Consider the following 23161-nt stretch of genomic DNA (forward strand, 5'->3'; position numbering starts at 1 on the left):
CCCCCCCCCTCTCGACGGAAGGGTTAGGCGTCATTTTTCGATGAGGAGCGTTTGAATGCATCGAAGACGAGGCCGGCACCGAACAGCACAAGAACTGGACCAATGCCTAGGGTAAGAAAGCCGCCTGTGTAGTTGGGATCGCGTTCCCAGAATGAGTTGTAGAGCACCCAGCAAACAATGCCGATGCCGATCGCCGCGCAGGCGACGCCAAACAGTGCTTGAGGAACACCCATAAGAAGCCCAGCAATGCGGCGAAGCCGACTGGAAGACGGCGAGGTGCGCAGCTCTCTACCGAAGTCGAACCAATACAGGATTACCAGCGGTAGCGCCACCACAAAGCCAATACCAAACCAGCCGTCTACTCGGAGAAGAAGTATTGATCCGACAAGTAGACACCAGGAGAGCGCGAGCTTTAGTGCGGGGGACACGATGACGCCTAACGTTGGAGTTCAGCGGACGCCGGGGGCGGTCCGCTGCAAAGACGGGTTAGGCGGCCGGCGCCCCACTGCGTACACAAGCGCACCACATACCAACCACCAGAAACCAATGAAGAACGCAGTAAAGAAAGCGAACCCGCTATAGGCGCTGCCCCGTTCGATTGTGAAAGAAGCAGAAACTGCCGGAAGCCCCGTTTGCAGCAACCATAACGGGGGATCAATAAAAACATCGCGTACCCAATGAGCATGGACAAGCGTGCCATCTGTTGCGACGACTATGCCAAGAAGAGCCACTGCTAGCAGTAGCCCAACCAGAATTGATCCGATTACTCGCCTCATCTCCGATAGCCGTCTAACGTAAAAATGACCGGACCACCAACATGAGCGGTGAAGCCGCGGCCTGCTGTTGTGGGTCCGTGCCGATTGACAAGTTATGCATCAGCACCTGCCGCCACTATTCTCACAAGTTTCCCCTGTGCGGCCGCGTACACAACAGCCTCCGCTATTTCTGAAGCCTCGCCCTCCGCGAACAGCACACCATCTGGCCAAGGCTCCGCGAACAGCGCTTTGAATCTGCCGCGAAGCTGCGGCGCGATTGAAATCCAACTGGTCGCCGGACCATCATCTCCGCAGTTCAGGCAGCGCAAAAAGTAGCTCCCGTATTCCACGAAGGCTCCAGACGTCGGCGAACCACAGCTGGAACATCGCTCAGCGCTCACTTTCTCACTCCCGAGGCATAACGTTGGAGGCCAGGAGGCGCCGAACGCGACCGCCTCTGGTCCGACAGATCAAGCCTATGCGGCATAGACAATGGTGACCACAAGCAAAAAAACATAGAAGGTAATGCCGAAGAACAAGAGACCGGTGTCGGTAATGACCCGCCTACCGGAGTTGAGCGGGAGCGAAGGCGATCCGCTTCGATTGACTGGTTAGGTACGTCACTACTGTTCATCACAAGACCCCGATTCGCACTCATATACGCTGACATACCTGCATGAATACGCCTTCAATTCGGAAAGGGACTCACACCAGTATGCGTCAACCCAATTCTTTAAAGTTCCGTCAGGCCGTAGGCTCGAAAACGTAGATACCCCAACAAACTTTGCTCCTGGATACGGTATCTCGTTCTTGCTTTGAGCAATGGAGAAAACCAGCAGATCGGAATCCCGAGAGACGTCCTCCTCAATGGCTATCGGAATTCCTGGCGCCTTTTCAATACCGATAAAGCAAAGAGGAAAGTACGTTCCCGATACTGAGACTGAATTGGGATACCAGGATAGCAGCCCTACGTCTTCCCACTCGGCCATACGGTTCGGGTGCCAAGTCCCGTTTGGCAGTTGCTGCTCCAACCGCTTCGGGACCCGATTACATTGCCCTGCGTGAACGGATGCACACCCGAGTCCCAGGACGGCTGCCGCAAGGTAGATGTGTTTGGTGAACATCGCGACCTAACGTACCAGGTAAGCGGCGGCAGATACGGCCGTCCGCTTGAGTGCCGGGTTAGATGTTGCGGTCATCGGACCACCTCGGCGCCCCAGCCATCGTACGCGCCTCCATTTGCCGAGGCTAAAGCTGAAAGATGTTCCCGGATCTCTACTAGGACCTTTAAATCTGGAACCATCGTTTTGCTCGCCTGAACAAGCCACTCGGATGAGTCTTGCGCGCCAGGCTTCACCTGCACGTCGTATCCGTGGAAAGATGGGTCTTTTGCCACGCGGTCTGCTGAATCTTGCGACGGCAAATACAAGAAAAAGTCGACCTTGTGCGGTTGATCCAGCTTGGAGCCAACTTGCCTCAGTTGGGACAGAACGCGCAAATCGGGAACTGCCACTTGGCCTGCTCTGTTCGCCGAGATGAGGACGTAAGCCAATACGGCCAGAATGGCCCCAATTGCAATGATCGTTGTAGCGGACATGTGGATATCTAACGTTGGAAGCCACCGGCACGCAGCAACCGTCGCGCGGCGGCAACCTGCTGCTGCGTGTCCGCGTGGGCTGACCAGTTAGCCTTCATCGCGCAGTGTTGGAAAGCTGAAGCTTAGCGTTGCTCCGAGTGCAACTAAGGCTTGCAGTGACTCAAGCTCAATGGCGCCGTCTTCGGAGTACTCAGAGTTCCGAACATCTATGACGAGGTCAATCTCCAGAAATTCAGGCGCAACAACTGCTCGAGCATTCTGCAAGTGTTCGACTCCGCCGAAGTGGTTTAACAGTTCTGGAATCATGCCGCGCATTGCTGCGTCCGGCGCAAAGGGCAGCTTAAATACTGCGGCGGACCGAACAGCGAGCGTAGAAACGCCAGGCTTGACCGGATGTCCCTTCAGGAGCACACGCGACGCTGTGGCACCCACTGCAGCCTCAACTTCAGATGGGTGGGCTGTGAATCCCCTGAAAGTCAGGGATGCAGATCGCTTGAGCGGTGCTTTCATGAAAGCTAACGCTGGCGGTAACCGGCACGCGCCGGGAGGCGAAGCCGACCAGAGCGTGTCCGGTTAACCAACTTGTTAGAACTTCTTGGCACAGCGCTTCAACGGTACTTGATGAAGGGGAAACAACCGCTTGACTTCAGCGTCTTGAAAGTCCAGTTTGACTACGCCTACTTTCTCGCCTGCGTTGAAATATGCCGTGAAGGGCGGTTCGTCCTTGCCGCCAAACTCAGGCAGCAGCCAAACCACCTTACCGTTGTATTTGGCCCCTCCTTCGCATGAATAGCAAAAGTCGAGGTTCCCAAATGACTTGGACTGCGCGCCGTTTATCAATACGACTGCCGATGGCTCCACCCGAAACCGCAGATCTGATTGGCACGACCGCGTCGCCGGCACCCAGTCGCCCAGGAAGTCCGGAGGAACCTCCGGAACAGCCCAAGCTGAGACCGTGAGAAGAATGGGCGCGAGAGCGATGATGTAACGCACAACCGTGCTTCCTGAGAAGTTCTAACGTCGGAGTTGACCGGCACGCAACGCTCGCCGCGAAGCGATGGCCTGATGTTGCGTGTCCGTGTCGGGCGACCAGTTAAGTCGAATGCTCATCGTATTACTCCCTCAACCATTTGTTCAAGCTGCTTCGTGCGCTCCTGCGTTTCAGACACCCGGCACTGCTCCTCGGCAACAACACACCAAGTGGTTGGGCAAGACCCTCCCCATTCTGTCTCGATTCGCCTTGCGCAAGAAGCGTCTCTAACCTCATGAATCCAAAGTCGTTGTTCGACGCGAAGCTTATCTTTCTGAACCTGCGATAGTGACGACATTAACCGCCGATAAACGAGGTTGAGTTCGGCATCCACCTTCTCGAACTCCGAACCCGCTTTCGATTGTGCGCAGTTTCGATCACACTCGGTTTGTCCGAAAGCCCCCGACGCAAACAGCATGAAAAAAAGCGCGGCGTATTTCATGCGACTTAACGTTGGAGGTGAGTCGCACACAACGGCTTGGCGCCGCGAGGTGCACGATCACCCGCGCGCCTCGCGGCGCCAAGCTGTTGTGCGTCGGTCTCGACCGACCTGTTAGGCTGCGCGCCGACTTTATGACTCATTTCGCTTGGACATCTTTGCTTGCTGTCGCCGCCGAGGACTGAAGGCGAACAAAGCCCCTCCTACCCCAACTACCCCCACCCCGAACATTGTGGTAATCAAGTACACGTTGCCGAAGCTGGCCAGCCAAAGAACCAAAGCTATTGCTATTGCGAACACAACGCCGCCGGCAACTTGAACTCGGCTCGCCGGTATAGCTGTGTCAGGGCGAAAAACAGTGGGCCGCCAGCCATTATCGGCAGAGAAGTCAGCGCCGCACTTCTCGCACCGGAGGGAAGCAACGTCGACTATAGAACCGCAATTCGGGCAGTACGACATAGCAGCCTAACGTTCGCGCTCAGCCGAACGGGCCAGCATAGCTGGCACGGGTCGGATGGAGCAAAGGGTTATGGATGCCACGCTGAACCTCTGGGACCTGCACTGGCGAGCAAGGCAGTTGCTTTGTCGATGATCGCGGTAGGAACGGCGGACCAATGCCAGTCACCAGCGTCAATGGACGCATGAACGAGTTGAACTCGCGCGGCTTCGGCGTCGACGCAGCCATAGTGCGCAACTGCCCCGCGCTCCCAGAGGTCGGCCGTGCAGCGACCATGAGCGAGTGCCTGCAGCAATTCAACGAGAGGCAACTGTGGATTCATGTCGTATAACGTTGGAGGCCACCGGCACGCAGCATGAGCCGCGAAGCGGCAACCTGATGCTGCTTGTCCGCGTGGGCCGAATTGTTAGAGCGAATACTAACGGAGCGGTGAGCCATTTGGATTGATCGCCTCTTCATCACGCCTCGTCGGGTAGTACTTCATTTTCACGTCAAGTTCGAAGAACAATAGGCCATGAATACCCATGGCATCTCGCTTCGGAATCCGGCGTGTCCAGATCCGCTCGAATGCCGCACCGAGCTCTTCACCCGGCCCCCGAGCGTAGACTTCATCGATAAAGGCAACGTCTTCTCCACTCGGATAGATGAGCGAGAACTCTTCGTCCGTCGCTTGGAAGATGTCATACACCGAGTTGATGGCACCGTCTATGACCTGGATGTTCTTCATGCGCTCTAACGTAATGTATGCCGCAAAACCTGCGGTATAACCTGGCGCTTGCAATCTAATCTGGACATTAAAACCTCCTGTAAGCCGCTTGCATGCTGGGTTTCAAGGAAATATTCTGTAAATCCAAAGAGTCATGAAAATTCCGTGGACCCCGCAATCCTCCCTTGCAGTCTGCTCGCTTGCTGGACCAGGTCCGGAACCGGTTTCGGTATTTGCACTATAGCCTTGGCACTGAGAAAACTTACCTGTACTGGGTCCGTTTTTTTGTCCGATGGCATGGCCGCAACGGCCACATGACACATCCGCGCGACATGGGAGCACGCGAGGTAGAAGACGTATCCGTTTGCGCCTTGCACCTCGATGATTTATACCCATGTGTGGAACGTTGACTCTGGCGGCACAGCCAGCCCGCTGGACGCCTTGCTCGCCTGAAACGCTATTGATTTGATAGCGACTCGCGCACATTCAGATTGGGCTGCAGCCCATTTTTATACCTAAAAAGAGGTCAAAAACCGCTTTGGAGGCGGTTGCAGCGCCTTGGCGAGGTGTGGCAGCGCCAAAACCCCTTGTTTTTGAGCATTTGGGGGCGGCCTTTAGATACGAAACAGGCCTGCAGACCAATGCAGACAGGCGCAAGCAGCTACTGATTTAATAGCAAAAAAAAAAGCGGCGCACAAAGCGCCGCCCTCGTTCCAGCCCCACGCAAGGGCCTCAGTGCGCCCCCGCAGCGGCATCCGCACTCCCCGCCCCCGCCTTGGTGTGCCGCGTCAAAAACACGAGCGGAATCAGCAGCAGGAAGATCAGCGCGGACACATAGAAAACATCGTTGGCGGCGAGCATGTAGGCCTGCTGGTCGACCAGGCGGTTGATGGTGCCCAGCGCCTGGTCGGGCGTGAGGCCTGCGCCGGCCAGGCCTGTGAGGGCGCTGTTGGTGGCGGTGCTGCCCTGGTTCACGTATTCGCTGATTTGCGCGTGGTGCATGGCGGCGCGGTCTTGCCAGATGGTGGTGGCGATCGAGGTTCCGAAGGAGCCGGCGGTGATGCGCACGAAGTTCGACAGGCCGGAGGCCGCGGGAATCTTGTCGGGCGAGATGCCCGACAGCGTGATGGTGACCAGCGGGATGAAAAAGAAGGCCATGGCCACGCCCTGGATGATGGTCGGGATCATGATGGTGCGGAAATCGGCCTGGGTGTTGAAGTTGGACCGCATCCACAGCACCAGCGCAAACACCATGAAAGCAAACGCGGCGAAGCGGCGCGGGTCTACCTTGGCGATGTTCTTGCCGACCACGGGCGACAACAGCAGGGCAAACGCGCCGACAGGCGCCAGCACCATGCCGGCCTGCGTGGCGGTGTAGCCCATGTACTGCTGCAGCCACAGCGGCAGCAGCACCACGTTGCCGAAGAAGAGGCCGTAGCCCACCGACAGCGCCAGCGCGCCGGCCCAGAAGTTGCGCTTCTTGAACAGCGTGAGGTCGACCACCGGGTGTTCTTCGGTGAGTTCCCAGATCACGAAGGCGATCAGGCCGACCAGGGCGATGATGCCGAGCGCGATGACTTCACCAGAGTGGAACCAGTCGAGCTCCTGGCCCTTGTCGAGCATGATCTGCAGCGCGCCGACCCAGATAACCAGCAGCGCCAGGCCCACCGAGTCGATGGGAAGCTTTCGCGTGACGCTTTCGCGCTTCCTGAAGATGCTCCAGGTGATGAAGGCAGCGCCGAAGCCCACGGGGATGTTGATGTAAAAAATCCAGGGCCATGAGATGTTGTCGGTAATCCAGCCGCCCAGGAGCGGCCCCATCACCGGCGCGATCAGCGTCGTCATGGACCAGAGCGCCATGGCCAGCCCCGCCAGCGCTTTCGGGTAGCTCGACAGCAGCAGCGCCTGCGACAGCGGGATCATGGGCCCGGCCACCAGGCCCTGCAGCACGCGCAGAAAAATCAGCGTGGTCATGTTCGGCGCCAGGCCGCACAGCCACGAGGTGATGACAAACAGGATGACGCTGGTGGTGAACAGCCGCACCTGGCCGAAGCGCTGCGACAGCCAGCCGGTGAGCGGCACGGCAATCGCATTGGCCACGCCAAAGCTGGTGATGACCCAGGTGCCCTGGTTGGGGCTGACGCCCAGGTCGCCGGCAATCGCGGGCAGCGACACGTTGGCGATGGACGTGTCGAGCACGTTCATGAAAGTCGCGGCCGACAGGGCCAGCGTGCCCCACAGGCGGGCAGAGCCTGTCAGCGGTGGCGGCTGGACATAGGCGGAGGCGGGAGCAGGTGCGGAAGCCATGAAAGCCTTGCGAATAAGGGGCTGGTGGAAACCGCTACGGGAGATCGCTGCGGTTGCGCGGGCTGGAGATGTGGGGTTGTGGGTTGTGCGAGGCTTGTGACTTACGGCGCCACACGGTTGCCAGCCAGTGACAGCGTGTGGCTGAACGCGAGGCGCTGCGCGTCGGCGCCGGCCTGGGCGGGCGAAACGGCCCCACCCTGCGGCAGGGTCGGCCTGACTGCGACGGCGGGCTTGGCCAGCTTCACGGATTTGCCGGTGTTGGCGGCGATGACACGCTGCACGTCCTTGTCGGCGGCATCGTCCTGCGTGCCGTAAGTCTGGGTGTGTGCCAGGGCGGCGTCGCGCGGCGCATCGGCCAGGGTCTTGCCGTCCTTGCTGCTCACGTCCACTTCGGCGTCCATCGACAAACCCACGCGCAGCGGGTTCTCGGCCAGCTGTTTGGCGTCCAGCGCGATGCGCACCGGCACGCGCTGCACCACCTTGATCCAGTTGCCGGTGGCGTTTTGCGCGGGCAGCAATGAAAAGGCGGCACCGGTGCCGACGCCCAGGCCGGCTACCTTGCCTTTGTATTCCACCTTCTTGCCGTACAAGTCGGCCACCAGTGTCACGGGCTGGCCGATGCGGATGTTGCGCAGCTGGACTTCCTTGAAGTTGGCGTCGACCCAGACCTGGTTGAGCGGGATGATGGACATCATCGGCGCGCCGGCGGCCACGCGCTGGCCGAGTTGCACCGTGCGCTTGGCCACATAGCCATCTACGGGCGCCAGCAACGCGGCGCGCTGTGTGGCCAGGTAGGCCTCACGCACCCGGGCGGCAGCAACCTGCACGCTGGGGTGTTGCTCGACACTGGTGCCTTCGGTCAGGGCCTGGTTGCTGGTGAGCTGCTCACGCGCAGCGACCACACCGGCCTGCGCTGCGGCCAGCGCGCTCTTGGCGGTGGCCAGCTGCGTCTGGGCGTGGTTGAGTTCTTCCTTGGACACCGCGCCGTTGCCGGTGAGCGATTGGCGGCGGTTCAGGTCGTCGCTGGCGCGGGCGATGTCGCTTTGCGCCTTGACCACATCGGCATCGCGCAGCGCGATCTGCGCGGCCAGCGTGCCGTTGTTGGCGTAGAGCGTGCGCACCTGGCGCACGGCCTGGGCCAGTGCGGCTTCGGCCTGTTCCAGCGCAACTTTGGCATCGGCCGGGTCAAGCTGCACCAGTGTCTGGCCGGCTTTCACGAAGTCGGTATCGTCGGCCATGATGGCCATGACGGTGCCGCCAATTTGCGGCGTGATCTGGATCACGTTGCCCTGCACATAGGCGTTGTCGGTGGACTCGTAATGGCTGGCCACCAGGTATTCATAGGCAGACCAGCCCAGACCAGCAACGACCACCACGGCCGCAAGCGCCGTCAGCGCCTTTTTGCGTTTGGGGTTTCCTGCGGGCGGCTGTGCTGGTGCATCGGAAGCTGGGGAGTTGGTAGATGTTGTGTCGCTCATGATGGTGTCAGGTGTTGGTTGATTCGGGAACGATGCGTTACTTGCGTTTGGGCCGGCGCCTAATGCGCTGCGGGCAATTTTTCAGAGTTAAAACCGGCTGTAGCCCAATCAGTACTTGCGCCAGCAGCTATTGTTTTTGTAGCACCTTGCGCCTGCTTCGCCTGCGCCGGGGCATTGCCGTAGCCGCCGCCCAGGGCGCGTATCAACGCGACCTGTGTGTCAAGCGCGCGGGCCGAGAGGTCTACCGCCAGGCGACGCTGGGCCAGCACGCTGGTTTCGGCCGTCAGCACATTGAGGTAGGTACCCAGTCCGGCCTTGTAGCGCTGCACGGCGATGTCGTACGCGCCTTCCGCAGCTTCCTGTGCTGCGCGCTGTTCGGTTTGCTGGCGCGTGATGGCTTGCGATGACGCCACCTGGTCGGCCACATCGCGCACCGCGTCTATCACGGCGGCGTTGTAGCTTTCGACAGCGGCGTCCAGGTCGGCAGTCTTGCCGCGCAGGTTGGCGCGCAGGCGGCCGGCGTCAAAAATCGGCAGGCGCAGGGCCGGCCCGACACCCCACTGCTGGCTGCCCGAGTCAAGCAGGCGGCCCAGGCCGATGCTGGAAAAACCGGCAAAAGCGACCAGGTTGACGTTGGGGTAGAACTGGGTTTTGGCGTTGGCCACGTCTTTGGACGAAGCCTCTACGCGCCACCGCGCGGCGGCAATGTCGGCGCGCCGGCCCAGCAGGTCGGCCGGAATGGCCGTGGCGGTTGCTACGTTTTTGATAGCTGCTTGCGCAGGAAGGGAAAGGGCTGCAGTGCCATTTGGCTTGCCAATGAGGGCGTCCAGCGCGTTGCGCGTGAGGGCCATCTGCTCTTGCAGGGTTTCGAGCTGCAGGCGCGCTTCGGGCAGGCCGCCTTCGCTCTGGCGCAGCTCCAGGCGGGTGTCCAGGCCGGCGTCGACGCGGTCGCGCACCAGCTTGAGGGTTTCTTCACGCTGGGCGAGCGTTCGGCGGGCCACCGTCACCTGCTCGTTCAGGCGAACCAGCTGAAAGTAGGTGCGGGTCACATTGCTGGCCAGCAGCAAGCGTGCGGCCTGCGCGTCTGCTTCAGCGGCACTGGCGGTGCCCAGCGCAGCATCCAGCGCGGCGCGGTTCTTGCCAAAAAAATCAAGCTCCCAGCTCACCGCGAGCTGCGCGGTACCGCTGTTGCGGATGGAGCCTGCCAGTGGTGCGGGCACCGCGCCATTGGCGGTGTACTGCTGGCGTGTCAGGTCCAGTTGCCCGGTGACCTGCGGCAATGTGGCGGCATCGGCAACCTCGGTGACTGCCAGTGCGCGCGCCAGGCGGGCCTGCGCGAGCTTCAAGGTCGGGCTGGTTTGCAGGGCCTGGTCGATCAAGCCGTTGAGCTGCACATCGCCAAACTCGCGCCACCATTCGGCGGCCAGTGGCGCCTGGGCCGGCGTTTGGCCGGCGGTGTCGGCAGCCAGGCCCAGCGAAGGCGCGTCACGCAGGCTGGAATGCGGTGCGATGCCCGACATGTCGGCACAGCCGGTGAGGCCGGTTGCCATCAGGCCCACGGCCACCACGCTGGCGGCGGCCACCAGGGCCATGCGGAAAGAGGCGCGCCAGAGCGGCAGGCGCGGCTCGGCGTGTTCGGGCTGGTTCACCGAAACGCAAGCCGAGACAGAAGCGGACGCGCTGCAAAGGGTGTTGCTGTTATTTGTCATCTTTTTCATTCGCTGCTTGAAGGGCTTGAAGGGTCTGCGCTGTTTCAAGGATGCGGCGCAGGTAGCCTTTGAGGTTTTGCCACTCCTCGACCGTGAAGCCGGCCAGGTGGGCGTTTTGCACACGGCTGAGCACCGCAGGGATTTCTTTCGCGGCTTCGCGGCCTTCGGGTGTCAGTTCGATGTTGACCACGCGCCTGTCTTCGCTGGAGCGGATGCGGCGGCAAAAGCCCTTGGCTTCGAGCCGGTCGAGCAGGCGGGTCATGGAGCCGGCGTCGAGCTGGCACACACGGGCGAGTTCTGCCACCGTGGAGGCCTTGCCGAGGTAAATCTTGAGCATGGGCACCCACTGCGCGTTGGTGAGGCCCTGGGGCTCCAGTTCGCGCGTGACCTGCTGGGAGACGCTGTTGAGAATCTGGCGCATCAGCGCACCGGTGCTTTGCCCGGCGTCGTAATCGGTCGCGCAATAAAACTCGGCCGGCAACCCGCACAAGGGCGTTGAAGGAATTGAGGTCGCCGGCGGACGGGTGGATTCGGATTTCATGGACACGAATAATACATGCCTAGACAAACATTGTCAAGGCTGTGTTTGTACAGACATCTTTTATGGCTAAACTCCCCGCATGGCTACTTCCTCCCTTTCCAACGCGCCCAAAGGCGCGCCCCGCTCCCTTTCCGGCCTCGTTCCCTTCCTGCGTCCCTACCGGGGGCGGATTGTTCTGGCGATGTTTTTCCTGGTGATGGCGGCCGTTGCCACGCTGGTGTTTCCGCTGGCCCTGCGAAGCCTGATCGACGGCGGGCTCAGCGCGGCGGACAAGGGCCAGCAGCTGATGGCGCTGCGCACCCATTTCTTTGAACTGTTTGGCGTGGCGGCGGCGCTGGGCCTTTTTTCGGCAGGCCGCTTTTACATGGTGAGCTGGCTGGGCGAGCGTGTGACGGCGGACCTGCGCAACGCGGTCTACGCGCATGTGGTGCGGCAAAGCCCCGAGTTTTTTGAAACCACGCAAACCGGCGAAGTGCTCTCGCGCCTGACAGGGGACACGACACTGGTGCAGACGGTGGTGGGCTCCTCGCTCAGCATGGGCCTGCGCAATGCGGTCATGGGCGTGGGCGCGCTGGGCATGCTGGTCTATACCAACCCTTACCTCATGGTGCAGGTACTGGTGGTGCTGGTGCTGATCGTCGCGCCCTCGGTCTGGTTTGGCCGGCGTGTGCGCAAGCTGTCGCGCGCCAGCCAGGACCGCGTGGCAGACTCCAGCGCGATCGCGGCCGAAGTGCTTAACGCCATTCCGGTGGTGCAAAGCTACACCGCTGAAGGCCGCGAAGCCGCGCGCTTTGATGCGTCAACGACCAATGCCTTCAACACCGCGATTCGCCGCACCAGGGCGCGCTCGGTGCTGGTGGCCTTCATCATCATCGCTACGTCGGCGGCGCTGCTGTGGGGCCTGTACCAGGGCACGCAGGCGGTAATGCGTGGGGACATCACGGCGGGCCACCTGGGCCAGACAGTTGTTTACGTGATCATCCTGGCCAGCGCGGCGGCCGTGCTGGGCGAGGTCTATGGCGACCTGCTGCGGGCTGCGGGCGCCACCGAACGGCTGATGGAGTTGCTGACGTCGCGTTCACCCGTGGCATCACCGGCCAACCCGGTTCCCGCACAAGTCACGCGGGCCGGCAGCGCGGTCAAATTTGATGCCGTGACATTTCACTACCCGTCGCGGCCTGCGCAGGCCGCGCTGACAAACTTTTCCCTGAGCGTGGCGCCCGGCGAAACGGTGGCCATCGTGGGGCCCAGCGGCGCGGGCAAGAGTACGGTGTTCCAGCTGCTGCTGCGGTTTTATGACCCGGCCTCGGGCCGCATCGAACTGGATGGCGTGCGCACAGCCGACATGGCGCTGCATGATTTGCGGCAGCGCATCGGTATCGTGCCGCAGGACGCCGTCATCTTCTCGACCAGCGCGCTGGAGAACATCCGCTACGGCAAACCTGAAGCCACTGATGAAGAGACCCGTGCAGCGGCCAGGGCGGCCTTCGCACATGAGTTCATCACAGCCCTTCCCGAAGGCTACGACACCTTCCTGGGGGAGCGCGGCGTGCGGCTTTCCGGCGGCCAGCGCCAGCGCATTGCGATTGCCCGGGCGATGCTGAAAAACGCCCCGCTGCTGCTGCTGGATGAAGCGACCAGCGCGCTCGATGCCGAAAGCGAACGCATGGTGCAGGCGGCCCTGGAGTCGGCCATGAAGGACCGCACGACGCTGGTGATTGCGCACCGGCTGGCCACTGTGCAGCAGGCTGACCGCATCCTGGTGCTGGACCATGGACAGCTGGTGGAGCAAGGCACACATGCCGAGCTGGTGAACCGCGGGGGCGTTTATGCGCGGCTGGCGGCATTGCAATTCACGGTGTGACGGCCTTGGCATGTGCGGGCTTCCCGGCTTTCGCCGCAGCTCTGGCGGCCATCAAAATCAGTGATATGCATTATTTGCATAGATTTTGCTCAACAATGCCTTGGACTATTTAGACCGGGGCTCTTAAGCTCCGTGCATTGATTCTTCCCGCAGACTTTCCCGCAAGAAATCCCACAAGGAGCTTTTTCAATGTCACACGCAGCCGCCTCTTCCGTTTCCACCCCTGCCGGGTCTCACCCGCTTCCCTCTTACCTGCAGGCGGACAACCTGGGCCCTTGGGGCAACTACCTGCAGCAGGTAGACCGCGTCATTCCCCACCTGGGCAGCCTGGCGCGCTGGGCTGAAACCCTGAAGCGGCCCAAGCGTGTGCTGATCGTGGACGTGCCGATTCACATGGACGACGGCACCGTGGCGCACTTTGAAGGCTACCGTGTGCAGCACAACGTTTCGCGCGGCCCAGGCAAGGGCGGCGTGCGTTTCCACCAGGACGTCACACTGTCTGAAGTGATGGCACTGTCGGCCTGGATGTCGGTCAAGAACGCGGCGGTGAACGTGCCTTACGGCGGTGCCAAAGGCGGCATCCGCGTCGACCCGAAGAAGCTTTCGCGTGGCGAGCTGGAGCGTATGACGCGCCGCTACACCAGCGAGATCGGCATCATCATCGGCCCCAACAAGGACATCCCGGCGCCGGACGTCAACACCAACGACCAGATCATGGCGTGGATGATGGACACCTACTCGATGAACACCGGCTCTACCTCAACCGGCGTTGTCACGGGCAAGCCGGTCGACCTGGGCGGCTCGCTGGGCCGGCGTGAAGCCACGGGGCGCGGCGTGTTCACCGTGGGCACCGAAGCGGCCAAGCACATCGGCCTCGATATCAGTACGGCGCGAGTCGCCGTGCAGGGCTTTGGCAATGTGGGCGGCGTGGCGGGCAAACTGTTTGCCGAAACCGGTGCACGCGTGGTCGCGGTGCAAGACCACGGTGGCACGATTTACCGTGAAGCCGGCCTCGATGTGCCGGCGCTGCTGCGTCATGTGGAAGCCAACGGCAGCGTGGCCGGATTCACCGAAGCCGAAGTCATTGCCAATGACGCGTTCTGGGACGTGGAGTGCGACATCCTGATCCCGGCCGCACTTGAGCAGCAGATCACGGCGGCCAATGCCGGCCGCATCAAGGCGCGCATGATCATTGAAGGCGCGAACGGCCCGACCACGCCCGCCGCCGACGACATCCTGCATGACCGCAACGTGCTGGTGCTGCCGGACGTGATCGCCAATGCCGGCGGCGTGACCGTCAGCTACTTTGAATGGGTGCAGGATTTTTCCAGCTTCTTCTGGGACGAAGAAGAAATCAACAAGCGCCTGGTGAAAATCATGAAAGACGCCTTTGCCGGTGTTTGGGCCGTGGCGCAAGACCAGAAGGTCAGCCTGCGTACCGCCACCTTCATCGTGGCCTGCAAGCGAATCCTGCACACGCGCGAGTTGCGCGGCCTGTATCCTTGATCCGGTACTGCCCTGAGAGTCGGCAGAAGCAACGATAGCCATGAAGCGGCGGTACTCTCGGGTGCCGCCGCTTTTTTAAGCGGCCACGCGTTATGGGTGACCTCAATTACCATGGCCCGCACACCATGACCTCCAGTGCCTGGCCGGCGCCAGGAAGTTCGGCTCACCCGCTCACTCAGGATCAGGCAATCCATGCAAAGCACCGAATTCTCCATCGAGTACGTTTCACCAGCCATGATACGAAACGACTCGAATGACTTCTGCCTCATTTACAAAGAAGCTGGAGCCGATGTGTATTTCAAGAGAGAAGCGTACTTCTACGTTAAGGAGCAAACTGGTGAAAATGGCCGCCTCACTTATAAGGCTCTGCTACCCAATGAATTTAAAGGCGTGACAACCATCCCGTGGTTTTCGGAGTGGAAAAGCCTGGTCGTACGGCGTATGCGTGACTACATTCTGGGCGACCAGCGACTTCTGAGCCTGTATGGAGAAATCTCTGTTGAAGAGTTGAATCCCTGACAGGCTGCGGGAAATCGCTTTACTGAAGTGTTTCCTTGACCGCCGCCGGCAAGGGCAAAGGCATAACGTCTATGCCTTCCTCGATCAGCTCCACAGCTTCGCGCACACTGGCCTGGCCGCGAATGCTGCGCGCCTCAAGTTCGCCATAGTGCATGCGGCGGGCCTGATCCGCAAACTGGCTTCCGACATCTTCGGTATGCGCCATCACATGACGCAAGGCCTTCAGGAACGCGGCCTGCTCTGCGTGACTCTTTGCGGCCGGTATACCCGCCATGGCGGTGGCCTCGCCTTCGGCGCCCCGCGCCGGGTTCGGAATGGCAACTTGTGAAGACGCAGCAGCCCGGCTGCCTGCGCTTACGATGTCATGGCCGCCCAGGTTGAGGCGTGGTGCACTGGGAAGTTTCTGGATGCTTTTGTCGGCGCACATCGGGCATTCGATCAGGCCGCGCGACAGCTGGGCCTGGAAGTCGTCCTCGGACGCAAACCAGCCTTCAAATGAATGCTGGTGCGCACACTGGAGATTCAGGACTTTCATGGCCGGATTATCGCCGGGGGATCAGGGTGTTGCAGTTTGCCAGTCCAAAGCCCACGCGCCGGACAGCACGTTTTGCAGCCACAGGGCGCCTGTCAATGTTTTTGCATCCGTGACCTCGCCGCTGGCACACCAGGCAAGAAGCTCAGCGGGTGTTGCCGTAAAGACGTCCAGAAACTCCCCGGCATCCAGCTTGCGCTGGCCGGGGGTCAACCCGCGCGCAAACCAGATGTCAATAAATTCGGTGGAATAGGAGATCACCGGATGCAGCACGCCTGCCCTCGCCCACTCACGCGCGGTGTAACCGGTTTCCTCCAGCAGTTCACGCTGGGCGCAGGCCAGCGAGCCTTCGCCCGGATCGAGCTTGCCCGCGGGAAACTCCACCATCACGGAACGCATGGGGTAGCGGTACTGGCGCTCCAGCACCAGACGCCCGTCGTCCAGTTGCGCCACGACCATCACGGCACCGGAGTGAATGACGTATTCGCGCGTTGCCTGCTTGCCGTCGGGCAGCCTGACGGTATCACGCAAGGCATGCAGGAAATTCCCTCTCAGGATCTCGACCGAGTCGATGCAGGTCTCGACGAGGTGCGCGTCGGCAATTGCACCGGCTTGATCAGGACCGGAAGATGTGCTCATGGACGGTGCTTGAACAGGTAGCGCCAGGTGAATCCGGGAAACGCAAAGGTGATGAAGAGCGTGCCGGTGATGGCATAAAACTCCCAGCCTTGCGGTGCAATCTGGCCGCTCCGCTGCTCAAGGTATAAACCCAGACCGCCGACAACCAGGTACCAGACCACCAGCTCTGCGGCCCTGATCGCCAGGTTTTTCGGCAACTTGAGCGCGTAGACCGCGAACAGGCGATTGCTGATGAAAGGCAGGTTGGCTGCCAGCAAGGCCAGCAGCACGACCAGCCAGACTGAAGCAGTTTGGGTCATGGCAGGGGTCAGCTACCCAGTGATTTGACGATGCTGCTGATGGACTGCGCGCACAGGGTCATCAAACCGCCAGGCATGATGCCCAGGATCAGGATGAGCGCACCATTGATGGCCAGCACTGCCTTGGCATCTGCCGGCGCAGAAACCGGCTGGGCGTTATGGGCCAAGGGTGCATCAAAGTACATGACCTTGACCACACGCAAGTAATAGAAGGAGCCCACCAGCGACATGATCACCGCAAAAACGGCCAGCACAATGTAGCTGGTTTGTTGCGAGGAAATCAGCGCCTGCAGGACGGACAACTTGGCATAAAACCCCACCAGCGGCGGCAGGCCGGCCAGCGAGAACATGCTGATGGCCATCACGCCGGCGTACAACGGGCTGCGCTGGTTCAGGCCGGCCAGATCGACGATCTCTTCGGACTCGTGCCCGGCGCGTGCCAGCAGCATGATGATGCCGAAAGCACCCAGGGTGGTGAGCACATAAGTCAGGGCATAGAACATCGCTGCGCTGTAGGCCGATTCGGTGTTGAGCTGGTTGCCGTTGACCACGCCGGCCAGCAGGCCGAGCAACAGGAAACCCATTTGCGAGATGGTGGAGAACGCCAGCATGCGTTTGAGGTTGGACTGCGCAATTGCGGCCAGATTGCCCACCAGCAGCGAGCCGATCGCCATCAATCCCAGCATCTGCTGCCAGTCAATTGCCAGCGGCAACAGGCCTTCGACCAGCAGGCGGATACAGATAGCGAAGGCCGCGAGCTGCGGCGCTCCACCGATCAGGAGGGTCACGGCTGTAGGCGCACCCTGGTAGACGTCAGGCAGCCACATATGGAAAGGCACAGCGCCCAGTTTGAAGGCCAGGCCAGCCACGATGAAGACCAAGCCGAAAATCAGTACCTGATGCTTGACCTGGCGGCTGGCAATCGCGTTGAACACCTCGTTGAGGTCCAGGGAGCCGGTCGCGCCGTACAGCATCGAAAGACCATACAGCAGGAAACCCGAAGCCAGCGCGCCCAGCACGAAGTACTTCATGGCGGCTTCGGTGGCAGTGGCGTTGTCGCGACGCAGGGCCACCAGCGCATAGCTGGACAGGGTCAGCAATTCCAGGCCCATGTAGATCACCAGGAAGTTGTGGCCCGAGATCATGACGAACATGCCCAGCAGCGCGAACAGGCTCAGCGTGAAGAATTCACCGCCGCGCAACATGTCGCGATCTGCCGCGTAAGGGCGGCCATAGACCAGCGTAATCATCACGGTGATACAGGCAAAGCACTTGAGCCAGCCGCCCATGGGGTCGCTGACAACCATGTTGCCGAAACCATAGAAGGTCTGGCCTCCAGAGGCGTAGGCAGCCTCCATGGCCGCCACGACGGCCAGGGTCAACAGCGTGAGCACGTAGGTCAGCGTACGCTGCGGCGTCTTGACGCCCAGATCCACCAGCGCAATCACGCAGGCCATGGTCAGGAGGACGATTTCCGGATAAACCGTGATCCAGGAGAGTTTGTCAATCATCTGAATTCTTTGTAGTTGCTTCAGTTCATCTTCAGTTCAGTTTGGAGGCTGCGACATGCTTGAGCAGGTCCGCCACTGAAGTATTCATCACATCGGTAAACGGCTTGGGATAGATGCCCATGTACAGCACAGCGATAGCCAACAACGCCAGCATCAGGAATTCGCGGCTGTTGATGTCGACGAGTGCCTTGACGTCGTCATTGGCCACGGGGCCCAGGTAAACGCGCTTGTACATCCACAGGGTGTAGGCTGCGCCAAATATGAGCGCCGTCGCTGCCGCGCCGCCTATCCAGAAGTTGTATTTGACCGCACCCAGAATCACCATCCACTCGCCGACGAAACCGGCTGTGGCCGGCAGGCCGCAGTTGGCCATGGCAAAAAGCAGGGCAAAGGCCGCAAACTTGGGCATGGTGTTCACCACGCCGCCGTAGCTGGCAATTTCGCGCGAATGGACGCGGTCGTACAGTACACCAATGCACAGGAACATCGCGCCCGACACAAAGCCGTGGGCGATCATCTGCACGATGCCGCCGGAAACGCCCAGGTCGTTGAAGATGAAAAAGCCCAGGGTGACAAAGCCCATGTGGGCCACAGACGAATAAGCCACCAGCTTTTTCATGTCCTGCTGCACCAGTGCAACCAAACCAACATAGATGACAGCAATCAAGGACAGGGCAATCATCAGCCAGGACCATTCATGCGCAGCATCCGGAGCGATAGGCATCGAGAAGCGCAGGAAACCGTAAGCGCCCAGCTTCAGCATGATGGCGGCCAGCACGGCCGAACCACCTGTGGGGGCCTCAACGTGCACATCGGGCAGCCAGGTGTGGACTGGCCACATCGGCACTTTGACGGCAAAGGCTGCGAAGAAGGCGAAGAACAGCAATGTCTGCACCGTGCTGCCCAGAGGCAGCTTGTGCCAGGTCAGGATGTCGAAGCTGCCGCCCGACTTGTTGTACAGGAAGATCAGTGCCACCAGCATCAGCAGGGAGCCGAGCAAGGTGTACAGGAAAAACTTGAAGGCCGCATAGATCTTGTTGGGACCGCCCCAGATGCCGATGATCAGGTACATCGGGATCAGCGTGGCTTCAAAGAACACGTAAAACAGAATGCCGTCCAGTGCCGCAAACACGCCAATCATGAGTCCGCTGAGGATCAGGAAAGAAGCCATGTACTGGTTCACGCGCGTGGTGATGGCTTCCCAGCTGGCGATGATGACGACCACATTGATGAAAGCCGTCAGCAGCACAAACCACAGCGAAATGCCGTCAACACCCACGTGGTAGTTGACATTAAACCGCTGGATCCAGCTGCCCTTTTCGACAAACTGCATGGCCGACGTATCCAGCTGAAAACCGCTGTACAAAGGCAACGTCACCAGGAAGCTGACGACCGCGCCTATCAGCGCGACCCAGCGAACGCTGCGCGCCTGCTCGTCACGGCCCAGTGCCAGCAGAACCACACCGAAAACAATCGGCGTCCAGATCGCAAGACTCAACAAACCCATTCTTGTTCTTCCTTGATTTTGTTGAACTGATCAGCGATTGAGCCAGACGAAATACGTCATCAACACAAACACGCCAATGATCATGCCGAAGGCATAGTGGTAGATGTAGCCGGACTGCAGCCGGCGCACCATGCCGGAAACCCAGCCAACCAGCTTCCATGAACCGTTGACCAGCGCGCCATCGATCAGCTTCTGGTCGCCGCCCTTCCAGAGTGCGGTACCAAGTGCGCGCGTGCCCCGGGCCAATACGTTCTCATTGAACCAGTCAAGGTAGTACTTGTTCTCGAGCAACGTGAAGACTGGCATGCACATGCGCTTGATCGCGGCCGGCAGGGCCGGGTTGATCATGTACATGTACCAGGCCAGCACCGAGCCCGACAAGGCCAGCCAGAACGGCGCAGCCGTCAGCCCGTGCAAGGCCATCTGGGCCGGACCGTGGAACAGCCGCTTCAGCTCTTCCATGGCGGGATGTTTTTCGAGATTCACCAGGATGGCATCCTTGAAGAAGTCACCGTACAGCATGGGCTCAATCGTCATAAAGCCGATGACCACGGACGGGATCGCCAGCAGGATCAACGGCACTGTCACGACCCAGGGGGACTCGTGCGGCTCATGATGCTCGTCATGGTGGCCGTGATCGTCGTGGCCATGGTGGTGCGCATCGGGGTTCTGGTCAAAACGTTCCTTGCCGTGGAACACCAGAAAATACAGGCGGAATGAATAGAAGGCCGTCACAAAAACGCCCGCCAGCACCGCGAAGTAGGCAAAGCCGGCGCCTGCCAGATGGCTTTCATGCACGGCTTCAATGATGCTGTCCTTGGAGTAGAACCCCGCGAACAAAGGCGTGCCTATAAGGGCCAGTGTACCCAGCAGTGAGGTGATCCAGGTGATAGGCATGTACTTGCGCACGCCGCCCATCCAGCGGATGTCCTGGTTGTGGTGCATGCCGATGATGACCGAGCCGGCGGCCAGGAACAGCAGCGCCTTGAAGAAAGCGTGCGTCATCAGATGGAACACCGCGACAGAATAGGCCGAGGCGCCCAGCGCCACCGTCATGTAACCCAGCTGCGAGAGTGTGGAATACGCAACCACGCGCTTGATGTCATTCTGGATGATGCCGAGGAAACCCATGAACAAGGCCGTGATGGCGCCAATCACCATGATGAAACTGAGCGCGGTATCGCTGAGCTCAAACAGCGGTGACATGCGCGCCACCATGAAGATGCCGGCCGTCACCATGGTTGCCGCGTGAATCAGCGCGGAGATCGGGGTTGGGCCTTCCATGGAATCCGGCAACCAGACGTGCAAAGGGAATTGCGCCGACTTGCCCATGGCGCCAATGAAGAGGCAGATGCAGATCACGGTTACCAGCATCCAGCCGGTGCCCGGGAAGCTCAGCTTGGAAAGCTCGCCGGCCTTGGCAAAGGCCTCACCGTAGTTCAGTGTGCCGGCATAGGCAGCGATCAGGCCAATGCCGAGGATGAAACCGAAGTCGCCCACGCGGTTGACGAGGAAGGCCTTCATGTTCGCGAAGATGGCGGTCGGCTTGTTGAACCAGAAGCCGATCAGCAGGTAAGACACCAGGCCCACGGCTTCCCAGCCGAAAAACAGCTGCAGCATGTTGTTGCTCATCACCAGCATCAGCATGGAGAAGGTGAACAGCGAGATGTAGGCAAAGAAGCGGTTGTAGCCCTCGTCTTCTTCCATGTAGCCTATGGTGTAGATGTGCACCATGAGCGACACAAAGGTCACCACGCACATCATCATGGCCGTGAGGCCGTCAACCAGGAAGCCGATTTCCATCTTCAGGCCGCCGACGTTCATCCAGGTGTAGAGCGTCTCGTTGAAGCGCGCGCCATCGATGGCCACGCTCTTGAGCGTCATTGCCGAAATGATGAAGGCCACCAGCACGCCGAGGATGGTGAGGGTGTGCGACAGGCGACGGCCTATCCAGTTGCCGCCAAAAGAGGTGCCGAGGATACCGGCCGCCAGGGCGCCGGCCAGGGGTGCCAACGGAACGGCCAGCAGAGTTGAAGCGTTGAGGGTGGATGCCATATTAGTTTTTTTCCGCCAAGCAAGTTACGCAGGCAAACAAGGAAGCCATGCCAAGGCCGCCACGGAACCGGCTTTGCCGGACCGTCAGCGGCGCCCCCTTGAGGGGGAGGCGGCCGAAGGCCGCTTCGGGGGGGAGCGTCATCATTAGCCCTGGAGCGTATTGAGTTCGTCTACGTTAATGCTGGACTTGTTGCGGAACAGCAGCACCAGGATGGCCAGGCCGATGGCCGATTCAGCCGCCGCGACGGTCAGGATAAAGAACACAAAAACCTGACCAGCCATGTCATTCAGGTAGTACGAGAAGGCCACGAAGTTCATGTTGACCGCCAGCAGCATGAGTTCGATGGCCATCAGCAGCACGATCAGGTTTTTGCGGTTCAGGAAGATGCCGATGACCGACAGCGCGAACAGCATCGCGCCCAGCGAAAGAAAATGTCCCAGGGTGAGAGTCATGCTTTCTTCTCCTCGGCGGGAACGGCGGTTGTAGCGGTCGCGGCAACCGGTGCGGCCACGACGGATTTCATCTTGACCAAGCTGACGCGGTCCGCGCGCTTAACCCGGATCTGCTCTGAAGGATTTTGGTATTTGGAGTCCTTGCGCGCACGCAAGGTCAACGCGATGGCGGCAATGATGGCCACCAGCAGGATCACCGCGGCAACTTCCAGTGGATAGAGGTATTCCGAGTACAGCAGCTTGCCGAGTTCCTTGGTATTGGAGACCTGCGCGCCGATCTGACCCGCCGCAGTTGCAGCTTTCGGGGGTTCACGGAAGCCACCCATCAGCACATAGGACATTTCCAGCGCGATGATGGCCCCCACGGAGCCGGCCAGCGGGAAGTGCTTCCAGAAACCTTTTCGCACACTGTCGATGTTGATGTCCAGCATCATCACGACGAACAGGAACAGCACCATCACGGCGCCCACATAAACCAGCACCAGCGTGATGGCCAGGAACTCGGCCTTGAGCAGAATCCAGACGGCGGATGCCTGGAAAAATGCCAGCACGAGGTACAGCGCCGCATGCACGGGGTTGCGCGCGGTAATCACCTTGAATGCTGCAAACAGCAGCACCGCGGCAAAAACATAAAAAAGACCTGTTTTAGCGTCCATGTTGTTGTGGATTCTTTCTTGAGCCAGCGGCTTGGGATTCAGCGGTACTTGGCGTCAGCCGCGCGACTGGCGGCGATTTCGGATTCATACCGGTCACCCACGGCCAGCAGCATCTCTTTGGTGAAATACAGGTCACCGCGTTTTTCGCCGTGGTATTCAAAGATGTGAGTCTCGACGATGGAGTCGACCGGGCAGCTTTCTTCGCAGAAACCGCAGAAGATGCATTTGGTCAGGTCGATGTCGTAGCGCGAGGTGCGGCGGCTGCCGTCTTCGCGCACGTCAGATTCGATGGTGATGGCCATGGCCGGGCACACCGCTTCGCAGAGCTTGCAGGCGATGCAGCGCTCTTCGCCGTTTTCATAACGGCGCAGCGCGTGCAGGCCGCGAAAACGCGGGCTCAGCGGGGTTTTTTCCTCAGGGAACTGGACCGTGATCTTGCGGCTGAACATGTACTTGCCAGTCAGGGCCATGCCCTTGAACAGCTCGGTGAGCATGAAGCTCGACGCAAAGTCTTTGATGGAAGCTACGGTGGACATATCAATTTCCTGCGGAAGTGGAGCTTGCCGGCGATGCGTTGATGCAAGCAGGGGCCGCGGGACTG

The 23161-nt window shown here is 60.3% G+C and carries 24 protein-coding genes; 5 read left to right on the forward strand and 19 right to left on the reverse strand.

What is annotated here, in order from left to right:
* Window positions 1-23: 23 nt before the first annotated feature.
* The 5 genes from AC1DY9_RS22725 to AC1DY9_RS22745 form a co-directional block, all read right to left on the reverse strand.
* Complete coding sequence (locus AC1DY9_RS22725) at window positions 24-428, reverse strand: hypothetical protein (RefSeq protein WP_477667730.1); 405 nt, start codon at window positions 426-428, stop codon at window positions 24-26.
* 1522 nt (window positions 429-1950) lie between these two features.
* Window positions 1951-2352: a ribonuclease E inhibitor RraB gene (locus AC1DY9_RS22730; protein ID WP_477667731.1), complete on the reverse strand. Its 402-nt coding sequence runs from the start codon at window positions 2350-2352 to the stop codon at window positions 1951-1953.
* Between the two features lie 87 nt (window positions 2353-2439).
* A complete protein-coding gene (locus AC1DY9_RS22735) occupies window positions 2440-2862 on the reverse strand; it encodes a hypothetical protein (protein WP_477667732.1) in 423 nt (140 codons plus the stop codon).
* Window positions 2863-2937: 75 nt separating this feature from the next.
* Complete coding sequence (locus AC1DY9_RS22740) at window positions 2938-3345, reverse strand: hypothetical protein (RefSeq protein ID WP_477667733.1); 408 nt, start codon at window positions 3343-3345, stop codon at window positions 2938-2940.
* Between the two features lie 113 nt (window positions 3346-3458).
* The gene (locus AC1DY9_RS22745) at window positions 3459-3824 is read right to left on the reverse strand and encodes a lysozyme inhibitor LprI family protein (protein ID WP_477667734.1); all 366 of its coding nucleotides are present in this window, start codon (window positions 3822-3824) and stop codon (window positions 3459-3461) included.
* Between the two features lie 611 nt (window positions 3825-4435).
* Here AC1DY9_RS22745 and AC1DY9_RS22750 point away from each other — a divergent pair.
* Window positions 4436-4609 carry a hypothetical protein gene (locus AC1DY9_RS22750; RefSeq protein WP_477667735.1) on the forward strand — a complete coding sequence of 58 codons (174 nt, stop codon included), beginning with the start codon at window positions 4436-4438 and terminating at the stop codon, window positions 4607-4609.
* An 87-nt stretch (window positions 4610-4696) separates the two neighbouring features.
* Here AC1DY9_RS22750 and AC1DY9_RS22755 read toward each other — a convergent pair whose 3' ends face one another.
* Window positions 4697-5005, reverse strand: coding sequence for a hypothetical protein (locus AC1DY9_RS22755; protein ID WP_477667736.1), 309 nt, complete (start codon window positions 5003-5005; stop codon window positions 4697-4699).
* Between the two features lie 179 nt (window positions 5006-5184).
* Here AC1DY9_RS22755 and AC1DY9_RS22760 point away from each other — a divergent pair, with 179 nt between their 5' ends.
* Window positions 5185-5394, forward strand: coding sequence for a phage integrase N-terminal SAM-like domain-containing protein (locus tag AC1DY9_RS22760; protein ID WP_477667746.1), 210 nt, complete (start codon window positions 5185-5187; stop codon window positions 5392-5394).
* 322 nt (window positions 5395-5716) lie between these two features.
* On the opposite strand, the gene AC1DY9_RS22765 is transcribed toward AC1DY9_RS22760, so the two are convergent.
* From AC1DY9_RS22765 to AC1DY9_RS22780, 4 genes are all read right to left on the reverse strand, one after another.
* Complete coding sequence (locus AC1DY9_RS22765; protein WP_457279047.1) at window positions 5717-7291, reverse strand: DHA2 family efflux MFS transporter permease subunit; 1575 nt, start codon at window positions 7289-7291, stop codon at window positions 5717-5719.
* A gap of 101 nt (window positions 7292-7392) precedes the next feature.
* Window positions 7393-8769 (reverse strand): EmrA/EmrK family multidrug efflux transporter periplasmic adaptor subunit, encoded by a 1377-nt coding sequence (locus AC1DY9_RS22770; RefSeq protein WP_477667737.1) that lies wholly within the window; start codon window positions 8767-8769, stop codon window positions 7393-7395.
* Window positions 8770-8828: 59 nt separating this feature from the next.
* Window positions 8829-10361 carry an efflux transporter outer membrane subunit gene (locus AC1DY9_RS22775; protein WP_477667747.1) on the reverse strand — a complete coding sequence of 511 codons (1533 nt, stop codon included), beginning with the start codon at window positions 10359-10361 and terminating at the stop codon, window positions 8829-8831.
* Between the two features lie 106 nt (window positions 10362-10467).
* Window positions 10468-11019 (reverse strand): MarR family winged helix-turn-helix transcriptional regulator, encoded by a 552-nt coding sequence (locus tag AC1DY9_RS22780; protein WP_477667748.1) that lies wholly within the window; start codon window positions 11017-11019, stop codon window positions 10468-10470.
* A 79-nt stretch (window positions 11020-11098) separates the two neighbouring features.
* On the opposite strand from AC1DY9_RS22780, the gene AC1DY9_RS22785 reads away from it, so the two are divergent.
* From AC1DY9_RS22785 to AC1DY9_RS22795, 3 genes are all read left to right on the forward strand, one after another.
* Window positions 11099-12883 (forward strand): ABC transporter transmembrane domain-containing protein, encoded by a 1785-nt coding sequence (locus AC1DY9_RS22785; RefSeq protein ID WP_457279050.1) that lies wholly within the window; start codon window positions 11099-11101, stop codon window positions 12881-12883.
* A gap of 189 nt (window positions 12884-13072) precedes the next feature.
* The gene (locus tag AC1DY9_RS22790) at window positions 13073-14389 is read left to right on the forward strand and encodes a Glu/Leu/Phe/Val family dehydrogenase (protein WP_457279051.1); all 1317 of its coding nucleotides are present in this window, start codon (window positions 13073-13075) and stop codon (window positions 14387-14389) included.
* A gap of 192 nt (window positions 14390-14581) precedes the next feature.
* The gene (locus AC1DY9_RS22795) at window positions 14582-14908 is read left to right on the forward strand and encodes a hypothetical protein (protein ID WP_457279052.1); all 327 of its coding nucleotides are present in this window, start codon (window positions 14582-14584) and stop codon (window positions 14906-14908) included.
* 19 nt (window positions 14909-14927) lie between these two features.
* On the opposite strand, the gene AC1DY9_RS22800 is transcribed toward AC1DY9_RS22795, so the two are convergent.
* From AC1DY9_RS22800 to nuoI, 9 genes are all read right to left on the reverse strand, one after another.
* On the reverse strand, window positions 14928-15443 hold the full coding sequence (locus tag AC1DY9_RS22800) for a DUF1178 family protein (protein WP_457279053.1): 516 nt from the start codon (window positions 15441-15443) through the stop codon (window positions 14928-14930).
* A 21-nt stretch (window positions 15444-15464) separates the two neighbouring features.
* A complete protein-coding gene (locus tag AC1DY9_RS22805) occupies window positions 15465-16079 on the reverse strand; it encodes an NUDIX domain-containing protein (RefSeq protein WP_477667738.1) in 615 nt (204 codons plus the stop codon).
* Window positions 16076-16378: a DUF2818 family protein gene (locus AC1DY9_RS22810; RefSeq protein ID WP_457279055.1), complete on the reverse strand. Its 303-nt coding sequence runs from the start codon at window positions 16376-16378 to the stop codon at window positions 16076-16078. The genes AC1DY9_RS22805 and AC1DY9_RS22810 overlap by 4 nt, the downstream gene beginning before the upstream one ends.
* A gap of 8 nt (window positions 16379-16386) precedes the next feature.
* Window positions 16387-17889 carry an NADH-quinone oxidoreductase subunit NuoN gene (nuoN, locus tag AC1DY9_RS22815; protein ID WP_457279056.1) on the reverse strand — a complete coding sequence of 501 codons (1503 nt, stop codon included), beginning with the start codon at window positions 17887-17889 and terminating at the stop codon, window positions 16387-16389.
* A gap of 31 nt (window positions 17890-17920) precedes the next feature.
* Entirely contained in the window at window positions 17921-19396 is a 1476-nt protein-coding gene (locus AC1DY9_RS22820) for an NADH-quinone oxidoreductase subunit M (protein ID WP_457279057.1), read from the reverse strand.
* Between the two features lie 30 nt (window positions 19397-19426).
* Window positions 19427-21451, reverse strand: coding sequence for an NADH-quinone oxidoreductase subunit L (gene nuoL / locus AC1DY9_RS22825; protein WP_457279058.1), 2025 nt, complete (start codon window positions 21449-21451; stop codon window positions 19427-19429).
* A gap of 144 nt (window positions 21452-21595) precedes the next feature.
* The gene (gene nuoK, locus AC1DY9_RS22830) at window positions 21596-21904 is read right to left on the reverse strand and encodes an NADH-quinone oxidoreductase subunit NuoK (protein ID WP_007864437.1); all 309 of its coding nucleotides are present in this window, start codon (window positions 21902-21904) and stop codon (window positions 21596-21598) included.
* The gene (locus AC1DY9_RS22835) at window positions 21901-22560 is read right to left on the reverse strand and encodes an NADH-quinone oxidoreductase subunit J (RefSeq protein ID WP_457306818.1); all 660 of its coding nucleotides are present in this window, start codon (window positions 22558-22560) and stop codon (window positions 21901-21903) included. The genes nuoK and AC1DY9_RS22835 overlap by 4 nt, the downstream gene beginning before the upstream one ends.
* Window positions 22561-22598: 38 nt before the next feature.
* The gene (nuoI, locus tag AC1DY9_RS22840) at window positions 22599-23096 is read right to left on the reverse strand and encodes an NADH-quinone oxidoreductase subunit NuoI (RefSeq protein WP_457279060.1); all 498 of its coding nucleotides are present in this window, start codon (window positions 23094-23096) and stop codon (window positions 22599-22601) included.
* Window positions 23097-23161 lie beyond the last annotated feature (65 nt).

It is taken from the genome of Polaromonas sp. P1_F6 (genome assembly GCF_056405695.1).

Coding starts and splice junctions, on each gene's coding strand:
- AC1DY9_RS22790 (WP_457279051.1), top strand. CDS start 13,073: ATGTCACACGCAGCCGCCTCTTCCGTTTCCACCCCTGCCGGGTCTCAC.
- AC1DY9_RS22750 (WP_477667735.1), top strand. CDS start 4,436: ATGCCAGTCACCAGCGTCAATGGACGCATGAACGAGTTGAACTCGCGC.
- AC1DY9_RS22770 (WP_477667737.1), bottom strand. CDS start 8,769: ATGAGCGACACAACATCTACCAACTCCCCAGCTTCCGATGCACCAGCA.
- AC1DY9_RS22785 (WP_457279050.1), top strand. CDS start 11,099: ATGGCTACTTCCTCCCTTTCCAACGCGCCCAAAGGCGCGCCCCGCTCC.
- AC1DY9_RS22735 (WP_477667732.1), bottom strand. CDS start 2,862: ATGAAAGCACCGCTCAAGCGATCTGCATCCCTGACTTTCAGGGGATTC.
- AC1DY9_RS22805 (WP_477667738.1), bottom strand. CDS start 16,079: ATGAGCACATCTTCCGGTCCTGATCAAGCCGGTGCAATTGCCGACGCG.
- AC1DY9_RS22765 (WP_457279047.1), bottom strand. CDS start 7,291: ATGGCTTCCGCACCTGCTCCCGCCTCCGCCTATGTCCAGCCGCCACCG.
- AC1DY9_RS22800 (WP_457279053.1), bottom strand. CDS start 15,443: ATGAAAGTCCTGAATCTCCAGTGTGCGCACCAGCATTCATTTGAAGGC.
- AC1DY9_RS22820 (WP_457279057.1), bottom strand. CDS start 19,396: ATGGGTTTGTTGAGTCTTGCGATCTGGACGCCGATTGTTTTCGGTGTG.
- AC1DY9_RS22730 (WP_477667731.1), bottom strand. CDS start 2,352: ATGTCCGCTACAACGATCATTGCAATTGGGGCCATTCTGGCCGTATTG.
- nuoK (WP_007864437.1), bottom strand. CDS start 21,904: ATGACTCTCACCCTGGGACATTTTCTTTCGCTGGGCGCGATGCTGTTC.
- AC1DY9_RS22775 (WP_477667747.1), bottom strand. CDS start 10,361: ATGGCCCTGGTGGCCGCCGCCAGCGTGGTGGCCGTGGGCCTGATGGCA.
- AC1DY9_RS22810 (WP_457279055.1), bottom strand. CDS start 16,378: ATGACCCAAACTGCTTCAGTCTGGCTGGTCGTGCTGCTGGCCTTGCTG.
- nuoN (WP_457279056.1), bottom strand. CDS start 17,889: ATGATTGACAAACTCTCCTGGATCACGGTTTATCCGGAAATCGTCCTC.
- AC1DY9_RS22795 (WP_457279052.1), top strand. CDS start 14,582: ATGCAAAGCACCGAATTCTCCATCGAGTACGTTTCACCAGCCATGATA.
- AC1DY9_RS22745 (WP_477667734.1), bottom strand. CDS start 3,824: ATGAAATACGCCGCGCTTTTTTTCATGCTGTTTGCGTCGGGGGCTTTC.
- nuoL (WP_457279058.1), bottom strand. CDS start 21,451: ATGGCATCCACCCTCAACGCTTCAACTCTGCTGGCCGTTCCGTTGGCA.
- AC1DY9_RS22780 (WP_477667748.1), bottom strand. CDS start 11,019: ATGAAATCCGAATCCACCCGTCCGCCGGCGACCTCAATTCCTTCAACG.
- nuoI (WP_457279060.1), bottom strand. CDS start 23,096: ATGTCCACCGTAGCTTCCATCAAAGACTTTGCGTCGAGCTTCATGCTC.
- AC1DY9_RS22835 (WP_457306818.1), bottom strand. CDS start 22,560: ATGGACGCTAAAACAGGTCTTTTTTATGTTTTTGCCGCGGTGCTGCTG.
- AC1DY9_RS22755 (WP_477667736.1), bottom strand. CDS start 5,005: ATGAAGAACATCCAGGTCATAGACGGTGCCATCAACTCGGTGTATGAC.